This window comes from Enterobacter cloacae complex sp. IR5412 (genome assembly GCF_049237385.1).
GTDB lineage: Bacteria > Pseudomonadota > Gammaproteobacteria > Enterobacterales > Enterobacteriaceae > Enterobacter > Enterobacter intestinihominis.
This window is the reverse complement of record NZ_JBMKHQ010000013.1, coordinates 53381-67375: the sequence shown is the minus strand read 5'-3', so window position 1 is coordinate 67375 and position 13995 is coordinate 53381. Positions and strand designations below refer to the sequence as shown.

Here is a 13995-nt window from a genome sequence, read left to right as displayed (position 1 = left end):
TGTTAACATAGTGGGCAGCCAGGATGGCTATTTCAGGCCGGAAGATCGCCAGGCGTTATATGAGCGCGTGCGCGACAGCGGGGCGAAAATCGTCACTGTCGCTATGGGGTCGCCGCGCCAGGAAATACTGATGCGCGATTGCCGTCTGGTCAGCCCGGATGCGCTTTATATGGGCGTTGGCGGCACCTACGACGTCTTTACCGGCCACGTTAAGCGTGCGCCCAAAGTCTGGCAAAATCTGGGGCTGGAGTGGCTCTACCGCCTGCTCTCCCAACCGACGCGTATAAAACGACAGATTCGCCTTCTGCGCTACCTCGCCTGGCACTACACCGGGAAAATGTAATCAATATGCAGCGCGATCTGCTGTTCGCGCTGCAACGCCCCCCGCAAAACTGCTGAGTTTATGTGCAATGCATTCATTTTTTTAATGCATTGTTTGCCATTTGCCAGAATTTAAGAAACCATTCGCTCCGTATTTCAGTACCCCTCAAAACAATACCCGGCAACAAGTCGGGAAACAGCAAACACAACCGAGGAATTATGGCAGAGAAAAAACCGGAGCTTCAGCGTGGGCTGGAAGCTCGACATATTGAACTGATCGCGCTGGGCGGGACTATCGGCGTTGGCCTGTTTATGGGCTCGGCAAGCACGCTGAAGTGGGCGGGGCCTTCCGTCCTGCTGGCGTATATTATTGCCGGACTGTTCGTCTTCTTCATCATGCGCTCAATGGGCGAAATGCTGTTCCTGGAGCCGGTGACGGGCTCTTTCGCCGTTTACGCCCACCGGTATATGAGCCCGTTCTTTGGTTATCTCACGGCCTGGTCGTACTGGTTTATGTGGATGGCCGTGGGGATTTCGGAGATCACCGCCATCGGGGTCTACGTGCAGTTCTGGTTCCCGGAGATGGCCCAGTGGATACCCGCGCTTATTGCCGTAGGGCTGGTGGCGCTGGCGAACCTTGCCGCCGTTCGTCTTTACGGCGAAATCGAGTTCTGGTTTGCGATGATCAAAGTCACCACCATCATCGTGATGATTGTCGTTGGCCTTGGGGTCATCTTCTTTGGCTTCGGTAACGGCGGGCACGCTATCGGTTTTGGTAACCTGACCGGGCACGGCGGCTTCTTTGCGGGGGGCTGGAAGGGCTTTCTGACGGCGCTCTGTATCGTTGTCGCCTCCTATCAGGGCGTTGAGCTGATCGGCATTACCGCAGGTGAGGCGAAAAACCCGCAGGTCACGCTGCGTAGCGCGGTAGGCAAGGTGCTGTGGCGTATCCTGATTTTCTATGTGGGCGCGATCTTCGTTATCGTGACCATTTTCCCATGGAACGAGATCGGCACCACCGGCAGCCCGTTTGTCTTAACCTTCGCTAAGATTGGCATCACGGCGGCAGCCGCCATTATCAACTTTGTGGTGCTGACGGCGGCGCTCTCCGGCTGTAACAGCGGAATGTACAGCTGTGGGCGTATGCTTTACGCGCTCTCGCAAAACAAACAGCTGCCGGCGGTGATGGGTAAAGTCTCCCGCGTGGGTGTACCGGTGGCGGGCGTAGCGGTGTCGATTGTGATTCTGCTGATTGGCTCTTGCCTGAACTACATCATCCCGAATCCGCAGCGCGTGTTTGTTTATGTTTATAGCGCCAGCGTGCTGCCGGGGATGGTACCGTGGTTTGTCATTTTGATTAGCCAGCTGCGTTTCCGACAGGCGCACAAAGAAGCGATCGCCAGCCATCCATTCCGTTCCATTCTGTTCCCGTATGCGAACTATTTGACGATGGCGTTCCTGATTTGCGTATTAATTGGAATGTACTTTAATGAAGATACCCGCATGTCGCTGTTTGTCGGGATGATCTTCCTGGCTGCCGTCACAGCTGCTTATAAACTTTTTGGCCTGGGTCGCCGTGGCTCCGCCCATAAAGTGGAGGAATAAGCGGCAAAATGTGCAAACCATAACCAAACGCGCATTTTTTTCAAAAAAGCACTAGACAGCGGGGTCGGAGGTACGTAATATCCAGCCCCGCAACGGCGCTAAGCGCCCGTAGCTCAGCTGGATAGAGCGCTGCCCTCCGGAGGCAGAGGTCTCAGGTTCGAATCCTGTCGGGCGCGCCATTTTAGTCCCGGCGCTAGAGCTGCGGTGGTCTGAGAAGTAGTCAGAACCGCGTGAAAGAATACAGTGGTGGCTATAGCTCAGTTGGTAGAGCCCTGGATTGTGATTCCAGTTGTCGTGGGTTCGAATCCCATTAGCCACCCCATTATTGAAAGAGTTGTGAATTGCGAAGGTGGCGGAATTGGTAGACGCGCTAGCTTCAGGTGTTAGTGTTCTTACGGACGTGGGGGTTCAAGTCCCCCCCCTCGCACCACGACTTTTAATGAGTTGAACTAAAAATTCAAAAAAGCAGTACATCGGCGAGTAGCGCAGCTTGGTAGCGCAACTGGTTTGGGACCAGTGGGTCGGAGGTTCGAATCCTCTCTCGCCGACCAATTTTGAACCCCGCTTCGGCGGGGTTTTTTGTTTTCTGCGCTTTTTCATCCTGTAGCCATTCCCCGACAACACTCTATATCCTTGTCGCGATTCAGCGACATATAAGCCTTTAATAATAAAGAATTTATTATTTTCTCTCTTAACCTGTCTCCTGGTGACGACAGATTGCCGCCCTTAACGCGAGTTTGTATGGCGTAAGGCGGCTCTTAACAACATAATTTCCTTTTATCTTAAAATGTTGCGCGATGTAAAAGTTATGCGTGTAAACCTGGCACATTACATGCAATAATATGCGTGTAGATGCTCATTCCATCTCTTATGTTCGCCCTACGGCCTCATAAACTCAGGAATGACGCAGAGCCGTTTACGGTGCTTATCGTCCACTGACAGATGTCGCTTCGGCCTCATCAAACACCATGGACATAACGTTGAGTGAAGCACCAATATGTTGTCTTACAGACCTGTTTTAACGCCTGCTTTTATAGCAGGCGTTTTTTTATGGGTACAAAAAAGGAGGCCATCTGGCCTCCTGGATAATTACTGCTGCGTTCCGTTATTGTGTAGCGTAAGCAGAAGCCCATCACGCCGCATGGCTGCGGCCTCTTCCGGCTTGTGCTGCTTGTCCAGCGAATCAGCAAGCCAGGCGTAATCAAATGCGTCCGGGCGTTGCTTCAGCGCTGCGCGGAAGGCGAGACTCGCCTCCTGCCACTCGCCGTGCTTCATCAAAGACTGGCCCAGCGTACTCCACAGCAGCGGGCGATCGCCCACGGTTTTGATCTGCTGGCGCAATGCTTTTTCTATTTGTTCCGGATTGTTGGTTTTCAGACGCGGGATGACCATCACCAGGCGGTCATCATACTGTCGCTTGAGACCGTCGAGAAGGATCTCCTGCGCGGTGTCATGGTCGTCACACTCAATCAGATGTTCTGCCATCGCCACCTGAAGGGGAACCTGCTGGCGCGTTTTGCGGCTCTGGTTTTTCCACCAGGTTTTCAGGCCGTCGCTGCCAAGATCGGCGCGCGCCTGATCCATCAGGCCAATCCAGGCCAGACGCTGAAGTTCATCACGATGTTCATCATCGCCCACGTCGGCTTTCGCCATGGAAGGGATAATGTCCAGCAGCGAACCCCAGGCACCGGTCCGAATGTATGCCTGCTCCGCAAGACGCAGCACTTCCGGATGACGAGGGGTAATTTCCAGCAGACGGTCAACGCCGTGACGTGCGGCATGGTTTTCATTGCGCGCCAGTTGCAGACGAACGCGGGTGATCTCAACCGGAATCGGATCCTTAGTTGAGAGCTCAGATGCGCGTTCAAGATGCTGATTGGCGCGGGCCTCATCGCCTCGCTGTTGCGCCGCCTCAGCGGCCAGCAGATAGTTAACAACCGGCTGTTCTGCATGGTCGGCATTTTTCGACATCAGCTTTTCAACCTGCTGATAGTCGCCTTCGGCCAGCTTCAGCAACGCTTGCTCGGTCTGCTTACGGGCGCGACGGCGCTTACGGCCAACGAACCAGCCGCGCGTGTGAACGCCGGTACGGAAAATCCGACGCAGGATCCATTCCACTGCCAGCAGGACGACCACACCCAGGATCAGGATGATCACCAGCCCTGTCACGCTGGTTTCGACGTTGTAGTTATCGGTCTGGATCAATACGTAACCCTGGTGACCCGCGAGCATCGGCCCCAGTACAATTCCGGCGATCAGCAGGATGAAGAGTAAGAAGACTTTTAGCATCATCACTCTCCTTGCGGCGCGCTTTCAGGCGCTGGCGCGGCGGCAGGTGCTTCAGCCGGGCGCTCTGCCGGAACGCCCGGCTGGGCCAGCAGGTTACGCACGCGCGTCTGCATGATCTTCTCCAGAATCGGCTGGCTTTCCAGCTTGTCCGGCACGTTCATGGTGATGTTTTGCTGGCTCAGCTTGTCGATATCCTCCAGGAACGCGGTCGTGGTTGCGTCATTGGTATCGTAGTAAGCACGTACCCACGTTGAAACGTTATCCAGCGCCTGTTTGTAGGTCTCTTCCTGGTGACGTGGTACGGCCTGGGCAGCCACCAGCAGGCGGGAGCGAATGTTTTCGCGCAGATAGACATCCTGGTTCGGTGCCAGCAGCGGCACGGCGGTTTCATCGCGGCGGCGAATGGTAATAAAGCTGTCCATAAAGTTCTGCCAGCTCTTTTGCAGGTTGATACGCCATTCGCTCAGGGAGCTGGAAAGCTCGGTGCCGTCAGAATCCATCGGGGAGTCATCATCGTTGTTATCGGCCAGCTGAAGGTTATCAATCTGGTTTGAGAGCTGATTTACCTTAAGGATGATACCGTCGTAGTCGACCTGAGAAACCGCAGACAGGCTGGCGATATCTTCCGTAATAGCGCGGCGTGCGTTGATGAGGCTCGGATCGTTCATATCGGCCAGGCTTGCGTCGGCGCTTTTCAGCAGCGCGGCGGCGGTGGTGACATCCTGATCGCTCCAGAGCTTGCGCCCGGCCAGCTTCACCAGAAAATCGGCCTGTGAGAGCAGCCAGGTTTTGGCATCGGTTCCCGAAATCGTGGCGACTTTCTCCTGCACTTCGCTCAGCTGTTTGGTCAACTCTTCACGTTTGCTGTTCGCGTCGGCGAGGGCGGCAGCCTGCTGTTTGATCACGCCTTCCAGCTCAGCTTTTTGCGTCTCCTGCGCTTTCTGTAGGGCGGTGATTTGGTTAACCAGCGCGTCGCTGGTGGCCGTCTGGTTGGTGCCTTGTTTCTTCACCAGTCCGTAGAGACCCACGCCTGCGGCCAGCGCAATCGCGATGGCAATCACGCTCAGCGTGAGGCTGGTTTTATTGCTGCCGTTTTTCTTCTCAACGGTTTTGTCTGTCGTCTCTGGCTGTGACGTGGTGTCCACAGTCTCCCTGGTCTCTTCAACCACGGCGGAGGATTTTTCGTGTTCCGTCATTATGGCTTCCCATTTGAGAGTTATTGTAATGCGCGCAGCAGCGCATCGTTGTCGGCGTTATCAGCGATCCGAATATCCTGCCAGCCCAGTTCCCGGGCGTGGTTCGCCAGACGCTCGCTGACGACCAGAAGCCGACAGCGGAGTAACCAGTTTTCGCGATACCAAAGCGGAATCAGCGACCAAAGCTGTTGTAACATTTCACCGCTGGTAACCACCAGCGTATTAATGCCGCGCGCATGCCAGCGCATGGCTTCTTCCGCGCCATCATAGTGTTTCGCACAGCGCTGATAGCACTCCACAAACGTCACGTCTGCGCCGCGTTCGCGCAGCGTCTCGCCCAGCAGTTCGCGGCCACCGTTGCCGCGCAAAATGAGCGCACGCTTTCCGGCAATAGTTTGTAATTCAGGTAATTGTAGCAAGACTTCGCTGATTTCCCGATCTAACGGGTAACGAACATCGATTCCGCTCGCGGTATGTAAGGCCAGCGCCGTGGTGCGCCCGATGGCGAAATAGCGGGGTGCGTGGGGCCAGTTAACGCCCTGCTGTTGTAGCTGCGCATGGGCAAATTCCACGGCATGCTGCGATAGCGCAAAGAGCAGATCACCTTCCTGCAAGGCACGCATCTGGTCAGCGAGCGTAGGCAGCTCGCGACCGGGGGAGAATTCAATCAACGGAAAACTCCAGGCCACCTGCCCCAGTGCGCGCAGACGGCTCACTAACTGCTCTCCTGCGGGAGAAGGGCGGGTGACAAGTATGCTCATGCAGGGGGCTCTCCGTTATAGACCTCAGCCAGAATTTCACGCGCGCCGTTACTCAGCAGCTCTTCCGCCAGCGATACGCCAAGCGCCTCGGCATCCCGCGGCTTGCCGCGACGTTCACCGCGAACCATCTGCGAGCCGTCCGGCGCGCCAACCAGCGCACGCAGCCACAGCTCACCGTCAGTTAATTCAGCATAGCTGCCAATTGGCACCTGACAGCCTCCTTCGAGGCGAGTATTCATCGCGCGCTCGGCTTTTACGCGAACGGCGGTATCGTCATGATTCAGCGGCGCGAGCAGTGCCTGAGTACGCGCATCATCCAGACGACACTCAATGCCGACGGCACCCTGGCCGACGGCGGGGAGCGACAGCTCCGGCGGCAACGCCACGCGAATACGTTCTTCCAGCCCCAGGCGTTTCAGGCCCGCAACCGCAAGAATAATGGCATCGTAGTCGCCGTTATCCAGCTTGCCAAGGCGTGTGCCGACGTTCCCACGCAGCGAGCGAATCACCAGATCCGGGCGACGTTCAGCCAGCTGACACTGGCGGCGTAAACTTGACGTGCCGACCACGCTGCCTGCCGGCAACGCATCAAGCGAGTCATAGCGATTAGAGACAAACGCATCGCGCGGATCCTCGCGCTCGCAGATGGTCACCAGCCCCAGCCCTTCCGGGAACTCAACGGGCACATCCTTCATCGAATGCACGGCGATATCGGCGCGGTTCTCAAGCAATGCCAGTTCCAGCTCTTTGACAAACAGACCCTTTCCGCCCACTTTGGCCAGCGGCGTATCAAGAATGACATCGCCACGCGTGACCATTGGCACCAGCTCAACGCGTAATCCGGTGTGGCAGGCTTCCAGGCGCTGCTTAACATAATGTGCCTGCCAGAGCGCAAGAGGACTTTGGCGTGTGGCAATTCTCAAAACATTGTCTAACATGCTTGTTACCGTCATTATCAATCGCTAACCATCCTAACATTGTTGACACTCGGATGGCAGTTTTACGGTTGATGAAGAGTGAGAGGGACAGGGCGGCGTTCGCGTCAGCCACCGCCGTATTCAGGAATTTACACGTACAGAACGGTGCTACACTTGTATGTAGCGCATCTTTCTTTACGGTCAACCGGCAAGGTGTTAAATTGATCACGTTTTAGACCATTTTTTCGTCTGTACCACCAGAAAACAACAAGGCGAAAAAGGGTAACGGTTATTTTTTGAAATACTGCGGGTCCGCTGCTTGTTCTGTTTTGACTGGCGTGCGTCACCCGGAAACATCAGGCGATACGTCTTGTACCTCTATATTGAGACTCTGAAACAGAGACTGGATGCCATCAATCAATTGCGTGTGGATCGCGCGCTTGCTGCCATGGGCCCTGCTTTCCAGCAGGTATACAGTCTACTGCCGACATTGTTGCACTATCACCATCCGCTAATGCCGGGTTACCTCGATGGTAACGTTCCCCAGGGCATTTGCCTCTTCACGCCTGATGAAACCCAACAGCACTATCTGACTGAACTTGAGCTTTACCGTGGTATGCCGCCGCAGGTTTCGCCGAAAGGCGAGCTGCCGATTACCGGGGTTTACTCCATGGGCAGCACGTCATCGGTTGGGCAAAGTTGTTCTTCTGACCTGGATATCTGGGTCTGCCATCAGTCCTGGCTCGACAATGAAGAGCGCCAGCTGTTGCAGCGTAAATGCAGTCTGCTGGAGAGCTGGGCGGCGTCGCTCGGCGTGGAAGTGAGCTTCTTCCTGATTGATGAAAACCGTTTCCGCCATAACGAAAGCGGCAGTCTGGGTGGTGAAGACTGCGGCTCGACTCAGCACATTCTGTTGCTGGATGAGTTTTACCGTACAGCGGTTCGCCTGGCCGGAAAACGTATTCTGTGGAATATGGTGCCGTGCGATGAAGAAGAGAATTATGACGACTACGTCATGTCGCTTTACTCGCAGGGCGTACTGACGCCAAACGAGTGGCTGGATCTGGGCGGTCTGAGCTCCCTGTCCGCCGAAGAGTACTTTGGTGCAAGCCTCTGGCAGCTCTATAAGAGCATTGATTCACCGTACAAAGCGGTGCTGAAAACCCTGCTGCTGGAAGCCTACTCCTGGGAATACCCCACCCCGCGTCTGCTGGCGAAAGATATTAAGCAGCGTCTGCACGACGGGGAGATCGTCTCCTACGGGCTTGATGCCTACTGCATGATGCTGGAACGCGTCACCGAATACCTGACGGCCATTGATGACGCCACGCGTCTTGACCTGGTGCGTCGATGTTTCTATCTCAAAGTCTGTGAAAAACTGAGCCGCGAGCGCGCCTGCGTTGGCTGGCGCCGCGAAGTGGTCAGCCAGTTAGTCAAAGAGTGGGGATGGGACGAAGCGCGTCTCGCCATGCTCGACAACCGCGCCAACTGGAAAATCGATCAGGTGCGCGAGGCGCACAACGAGCTGCTTGATGCGATGATGCAAAGCTACCGCAACCTGATCCGCTTTGCCCGCCGTAACAACCTTAGCGTTTCTGCCAGCCCACAGGATATCGGGGTGCTGACCCGTAAACTGTACGCCGCGTTTGAAGCGTTGCCGGGCAAGGTAACGCTGGTGAACCCACAGATTTCGCCTGACCTGTCTGAACCGAATCTGACCTTTATCTACGTGCCGCCGGGCCGCGCAAACCGCACCGGGTGGTATCTGTACAACCGTGCGCCAAGCATGGATTCGATCATCAGCCATCAGCCGCTGGAGTATAACCGCTACCTTAACAAGCTGGTGGCCTGGGCCTGGTTTAACGGCCTTCTCACCTCACGCACCCGGTTGTTTATCAAGGGCAACGAGGTGGTCGATTTAGCCAAATTGCAGGAGATGGTGGCGGATGTCTCGCACCACTTCCCACTGCGTCTGCCTGCGCCGACGCCAAAAGCGCTCTACAGCCCGTGTGAGATTCGCCATCTGGCGATCATCGTCAACCTGGAATACGACCCGACGGCGGCCTTCCGCAATCAGGTGGTTCACTTTGACTTCCGTAAGCTGGACGTCTTTAGCTTCGGTGAGCAGCAAAACTGCCTGGTGGGCAGCGTGGATCTGCTGTACCGCAACTCGTGGAACGAAGTGCGTACCCTGCACTTTAACGGCGAGCAGGCGATGATCGAGGCGCTGAAAACGATCCTCGGCAAGATGCACCAGGACGCCGCGCCGCCGGACAGCGTGGAGGTGTTCTGCTACAGCCAGCACCTTCGCGGCCTGATTCGTACCCGCGTGCAGCAGCTGGTGTCTGAGTGCATCGAATTGCGTCTTTCCAGCACCCGGAATGAAACCGGACGCTTTAAAGCGCTGCGCGTCTCCGGCCAGACCTGGGGGCTGTTCTTTGAGCGCCTGAACGTGTCGGTGCAGAAGCTGGAGAACGCCATTGAATTCTACGGCGCGATTTCACACAACAAACTGCATGGCCTGTCGGTTCAGGTGGAAACCAACCACGTTAAGCTGCCGCAGGTGGTGGATGGCTTTGCGAGTGAAGGGATTATTCAGTTCTTCTTCGAGGAGTCGGGCGATAACGCCGGGTTTAATATCTACATTCTGGATGAAACCAACCGTGCCGAGGTGTATCACCACTGTGAAGGCAGCAAAGAGGAGCTGGTGCGCGACGTCAGCCGGTTCTATTCATCCTCGCACGATCGCTTTACCTACGGCTCAAGTTTTATCAACTTCAACCTGCCGCAGTTCTACCAGATTGTGAATGTGGATGGACGAGCGCAGGTGATCCCGTTCCGTACGCAGGCGATTACCCCTGCGGTGCCCGCTAACCAGGAAACTGCGCCGCTGTTGCAGCAGTATTTCTCCTGACCCTTTTCGCCGGGTGGCGCTAACGCTTACCCGGCCTACGGTCCGAGCTGCTGTTGCGGTTGGCGCTCACGCTTACCCGGACTATGGTTCGAGCCGTTGTAGGCCCGGTAAGGCGTAGCCGCCACCGGGCAACAAAACTACCTGAAACTCACTGCCTCGCCCGCCTGCGCGGTCGCCGCCTGCTCCAGCAGATCCCAGAACGTTTCACCGCTGCGGTCGCAGATCCACTCGTCACCTTTTAGATCAAAGTGATAACCGCCCTGTTTCGCCGCCAGCCACACCTGGTGAAGCGGCTCCTGACGGTTAATAATAATCTTGCTGCCGTTTTCGAAGCTTAAGGTCAGGATCCCGCCGTTGATTTCACAATCGATATCGCTGTCGCCGTCCCAGTCGTCGATACGCTCTTCGATGGTCATCCACAGGGTATCGGCAAGGCGATGAAATTCACTGTCGTTCATGGTTTTATTCCTGTTTTTCGTGATGGCGGCAGTATAACGCTAAATAATTCCCGTTGCAGGAAAGCGGCAAACTCTTGCTTTTGTGTCTTCTCCTGCGATGATAGAAACAGATTTGAACTTACGGGCAACCTCTACATGAAAAACGTCTTTCGAACGCTTGCCGTTCTTGTCACTCTGTTTAGCCTGACCGGCTGTGGACTGAAGGGACCACTGTACTTCCCGCCAGAGGATAAAAACGCACCACCGCCGACGAAACCGGTGCAAAGTGGTATCGAGTCATCTACGCCGGATACCAACGATCGCGGCAATAACGGCGGCCCGACTCAGGTCAATCTCTGACGATTACGTTCTGTACCCGCGCAATGGAGCAAATGATGCAGTTCTCTAAAATGCATGGCCTTGGCAACGACTTTATGGTCGTCGACGCGGTAACGCAGAATGTCTTTTTCTCCCCGGAACTGATCCGTCGTCTGGCGGATCGGCACGTGGGCGTGGGTTTTGACCAGCTGCTGGTGGTGGAGCCGCCTTACGATCCTGACCTGGACTTCCACTATCGCATTTTTAACGCCGACGGCAGCGAAGTTTCCCAGTGCGGCAACGGCGCGCGCTGTTTTGCCCGCTTTGTTCGGCTGAAAGGGCTGACCAACAAGCGCGATATCCGCGTCAGCACCGCCAATGGCCGGATGGTGCTCAGCGTCACCGACGACGAACTGGTGCGCGTGAACATGGGCGAGCCGAACTTCGAACCCGCTGCCGTGCCGTTTCGCGCCAACAAAGCGGAAAAGACCTATATTATGCGTGCCGCCGAGCAGACAGTATTGTGCGGCGTCGTCTCGATGGGTAACCCGCACTGCGTGATTCAGGTAGATGATGTGCAAACTGCGGCGGTTGAAACGCTCGGCCCGGTGCTGGAAAGCCACGAGCGCTTCCCGGAGCGGGCGAACATCGGTTTCATGCAGGTGGTGAAGCGTGAACACATTCGCCTGCGGGTTTACGAGCGCGGCGCGGGCGAAACCCAGGCCTGCGGAAGCGGTGCCTGTGCGGCGGTGGCCGTCGGTATCTCGCAGGGGTTACTGGCGGAAGAGGTTCGCGTGGAATTACCGGGCGGGCGTCTTGATATCGCCTGGAAAGGAGCGGGTCATCCACTGTACATGACTGGCCCGGCGACACATGTTTATGACGGGTTTATCCATCTATGAAGCAACCAGGGGAAGAACTGCGGGAACCTGTAACGGAGCTGGACGACAGCGCTGTGGTGGATTACCTGCTGCACAATCCTGAGTTTTTTATCCGCAATGCACGCGTCGTCGAAAGGATGCGCGTGCCGCATCCGGTTCGCGAGACCGTGTCGCTGGTTGAATGGCACATGGCGCGCTCGCGCAACCACATCAATCAGCTCGAAGAGAACATGACGCTGCTGATGGAGCAGGCCAGCAATAACGAAAGCCTGTTCTATCGTCTTCTGCACCTTCAGGCGCGTCTGGCTTCCGCGCACAGTCTCGAAGAGTTCCTCAACCGCTTCCACCGCTGGGCGCGCGAGCTGGGGCTGGCAGGCGCGACGATCCGTCTCTTTCCCGACCGCTGGCGCATTGGCGCGCCGTCCGGGTTTACCCATCTGGCGCTGAGCCGTCAGGCGTTTGAACCGCTGCGCATTCAGCGTCTGGGCCATGAGCACCACTATCTGGGGCCGCTTAACGGGCCAGAACTGCTGGTGGTGCTGCCGGAAGCCAAAGCTATCGGCTCGGTGGCGATGTCGCTGATGGGGCGCGATGGTGACCTGGGCGTGATGTTATTTACCAGCCGCGACGCGCATCATTATGAACAGGGGCAGGGCACGCAACTGTTGCAGGAGATCGCCCTGATGCTGCCTGAGCTGCTGGAGCGCTGGATTGAGCGCGTATGACGGACGGACTGCTCGCCACTGACGTCACCCGTTTTCTGCGCTATCTTGGCGTAGAACGCCAGCTTAGCCCTATTACGCTGCTCAACTATCAGCGTCAGCTTGATGCCATCATGCAGATTGCCGATGAAATCGGCCTGAAAAGCTGGCAACAATGTGACGCCGCCACGGTTCGCGGCTTCGTTGTGCGTAGCCGTAAAAAAAACTTAAGCCCGGCGAGCCTGGCGCTCCGGCTCTCTGCCCTGCGCAGTTTCTTCGACTGGCTGGTCAGCCAGGGCGGTCTGAAAGCCAACCCGGCAAAAGGGATCGCCACGCCAAAGGCCCCGCGTCATCTGCCGAAAAATATCGACGTCGACGACGTAAACCGCCTGCTGGATATTGATCTTAACGATCCGCTGGCCGTGCGCGACCGCGCGATGCTGGAGGTGATGTACGGCGCGGGCCTGCGTCTCTCTGAGCTGGTGAACCTCGACTTAAAGCACCTCGATCTGGAATCTGGCGAAGTGTGGGTGATGGGCAAGGGCAGCAAAGAGCGCCGCCTGCCGATCGGCCGCAATGCGGTCTCCTGGATTGAGCACTGGCTGGATCTGCGCGGTCTGTTTGGCGCGGAAGAGGATGCGCTGTTCCTGTCGAAGCTCGGCAAGCGGATCTCGGCGCGTAACGTGCAGAAGCGCTTTGCGGAGTGGGGCATTAAGCAGGGGCTGAACAGCCACGTTCACCCGCATAAGCTGCGCCACTCTTTTGCGACGCACATGCTGGAATCAAGCGGCGACCTGCGCGGCGTACAGGAGCTGCTTGGTCACGCGAATCTGTCGACCACCCAAATCTATACCCACTTAGACTTCCAACACCTTGCCTCGGTGTATGACGCGGCGCATCCACGCGCCAAACGGGGGAAATAATGCGTTTTTACCGCCCACTCGGTCAGATCTCAGCCCTGACGTTTGATCTTGATGACACCCTTTACGACAACCGCCCAGTGATCCTGCGTACCGAGCAGGAGTCGCTGGCGTTTGTGCAAAACTACCATCCTGCGCTGAAAGCGATCCAGAACAAAGAGTTCCAGAAGCTGCGTCAGTCCCTGCGGGAAACCGAGCCGGAAATTTACCATGACGTGACCGAATGGCGCCGCCGTGCGGTTGAGCAGGCGATGCTCAATGCCGGCCTGAGCGCGCAGGACGCGGCCATGGGTGCTGAAGCGGCCATGGAAAACTTCGCCAAATGGCGCAGTCGCATCGATGTGCCGCAGGAGACCCACGACACGCTGGCGAAGCTCGCCGAAAAGTGGCCGCTGGTCGCCATTACCAACGGCAACGCTCAGCCTGAACTGTTTGGTCTGGGGAACTATTTTCAGTTCGTGCTGCGCGCGGGCCCGCACGGACGCTCGAAGCCGTTCAACGATATGTATCATCTGGCGGCGGAAAAACTGGATTTGCCGCTCGGTGAGATCCTGCACGTGGGCGACGACCTGACCACGGACGTCGCCGGGGCGATCCGCTGCGGCATGCAGGCCTGCTGGATCAAGCCGGAAAATGCCGATCTGATGACTACCCCGGATAGCCGACTTCTCCCGCACGTGGAAATTTCACGGTTGGCATCCCTCACGACGCTGATATAATCATCAATTGTTCTGT

Annotated in this window: 13 protein-coding genes and 4 tRNA genes; 12 read left to right on the top strand and 5 right to left on the bottom strand. The window is 56.6% G+C overall.

The genetic code is table 11. The annotated features are described in order from the left end of the window. The 6 genes from ACOTX2_RS19660 to ACOTX2_RS19635 form a co-directional block, all read left to right on the top strand. A partial coding sequence (locus ACOTX2_RS19660) for a WecB/TagA/CpsF family glycosyltransferase (RefSeq protein ID WP_421625960.1) occupies positions 1-343 on the top strand: 343 nt, incomplete at its 5' end. A 197-nt stretch (positions 344-540) separates the two neighbouring features. Then, positions 541-1926, top strand: a complete 1386-nt coding sequence (gene thrP, locus ACOTX2_RS19655) for a bifunctional threonine/serine APC transporter ThrP (protein WP_023305225.1) — start codon at positions 541-543, stop codon at positions 1924-1926. A 102-nt stretch (positions 1927-2028) separates the two neighbouring features. After that, positions 2029-2105 (top strand) — tRNA-Arg (locus ACOTX2_RS19650). A gap of 67 nt (positions 2106-2172) precedes the next feature. Then, a tRNA-His gene (locus ACOTX2_RS19645) sits at positions 2173-2248 on the top strand. A 21-nt stretch (positions 2249-2269) separates the two neighbouring features. Then, positions 2270-2356 (top strand) — tRNA-Leu (locus ACOTX2_RS19640). Between the two features lie 44 nt (positions 2357-2400). After that, positions 2401-2477, top strand: a tRNA-Pro gene (locus tag ACOTX2_RS19635). A gap of 538 nt (positions 2478-3015) precedes the next feature. On the opposite strand, the gene hemY is transcribed toward ACOTX2_RS19635, so the two are convergent. From hemY to hemC, 4 genes are read right to left on the bottom strand one after another with little or no spacing between them, the layout of a single operon-like run. After that, complete coding sequence (gene hemY / locus ACOTX2_RS19630) at positions 3016-4215, bottom strand: protoheme IX biogenesis protein HemY (RefSeq protein ID WP_032622057.1); 1200 nt, start codon at positions 4213-4215, stop codon at positions 3016-3018. Between the two features lie 2 nt (positions 4216-4217). Continuing rightward, on the bottom strand, positions 4218-5411 hold the full coding sequence (hemX, locus tag ACOTX2_RS19625; protein ID WP_022646657.1) for a uroporphyrinogen-III C-methyltransferase: 1194 nt from the start codon (positions 5409-5411) through the stop codon (positions 4218-4220). A 20-nt stretch (positions 5412-5431) separates the two neighbouring features. Further along, entirely contained in the window at positions 5432-6172 is a 741-nt protein-coding gene (hemD, locus tag ACOTX2_RS19620) for a uroporphyrinogen-III synthase (RefSeq protein ID WP_023299041.1), read from the bottom strand. Further along, the gene (gene hemC, locus ACOTX2_RS19615) at positions 6169-7110 is read right to left on the bottom strand and encodes a hydroxymethylbilane synthase (protein WP_058646809.1); all 942 of its coding nucleotides are present in this window, start codon (positions 7108-7110) and stop codon (positions 6169-6171) included. The genes hemD and hemC overlap by 4 nt, the downstream gene beginning before the upstream one ends. A 349-nt stretch (positions 7111-7459) precedes the next feature. Between hemC and cyaA the strand changes: the two genes are divergently transcribed. Beyond that, a complete protein-coding gene (gene cyaA / locus ACOTX2_RS19610; RefSeq protein WP_022646660.1) occupies positions 7460-10003 on the top strand; it encodes a class I adenylate cyclase in 2544 nt (847 codons plus the stop codon). Between the two features lie 137 nt (positions 10004-10140). Here cyaA and cyaY read toward each other — a convergent pair whose 3' ends face one another. After that, positions 10141-10461, bottom strand: coding sequence for an iron donor protein CyaY (gene cyaY / locus ACOTX2_RS19605; protein WP_047726385.1), 321 nt, complete (start codon positions 10459-10461; stop codon positions 10141-10143). Between the two features lie 135 nt (positions 10462-10596). Here cyaY and lptM point away from each other — a divergent pair, with 135 nt between their 5' ends. From lptM to yigB, 5 genes are read left to right on the top strand one after another with little or no spacing between them, the layout of a single operon-like run. Then, positions 10597-10800, top strand: a complete 204-nt coding sequence (gene lptM, locus ACOTX2_RS19600; RefSeq protein ID WP_006812373.1) for an LPS translocon maturation chaperone LptM — start codon at positions 10597-10599, stop codon at positions 10798-10800. A 35-nt stretch (positions 10801-10835) separates the two neighbouring features. After that, positions 10836-11660 (top strand): diaminopimelate epimerase, encoded by an 825-nt coding sequence (gene dapF, locus ACOTX2_RS19595; protein WP_023299045.1) that lies wholly within the window; start codon positions 10836-10838, stop codon positions 11658-11660. Continuing rightward, entirely contained in the window at positions 11657-12364 is a 708-nt protein-coding gene (locus ACOTX2_RS19590; protein WP_023295731.1) for a DUF484 domain-containing protein, read from the top strand. The genes dapF and ACOTX2_RS19590 overlap by 4 nt, the downstream gene beginning before the upstream one ends. Beyond that, positions 12361-13263 (top strand): tyrosine recombinase XerC, encoded by a 903-nt coding sequence (gene xerC / locus ACOTX2_RS19585; RefSeq protein ID WP_022646663.1) that lies wholly within the window; start codon positions 12361-12363, stop codon positions 13261-13263. The genes ACOTX2_RS19590 and xerC overlap by 4 nt, the downstream gene beginning before the upstream one ends. Continuing rightward, entirely contained in the window at positions 13263-13979 is a 717-nt protein-coding gene (gene yigB / locus ACOTX2_RS19580; RefSeq protein WP_022646664.1) for a 5-amino-6-(5-phospho-D-ribitylamino)uracil phosphatase YigB, read from the top strand. The genes xerC and yigB overlap by 1 nt, the downstream gene beginning before the upstream one ends. The last annotated feature ends 16 nt before the right edge of the window (positions 13980-13995 follow it).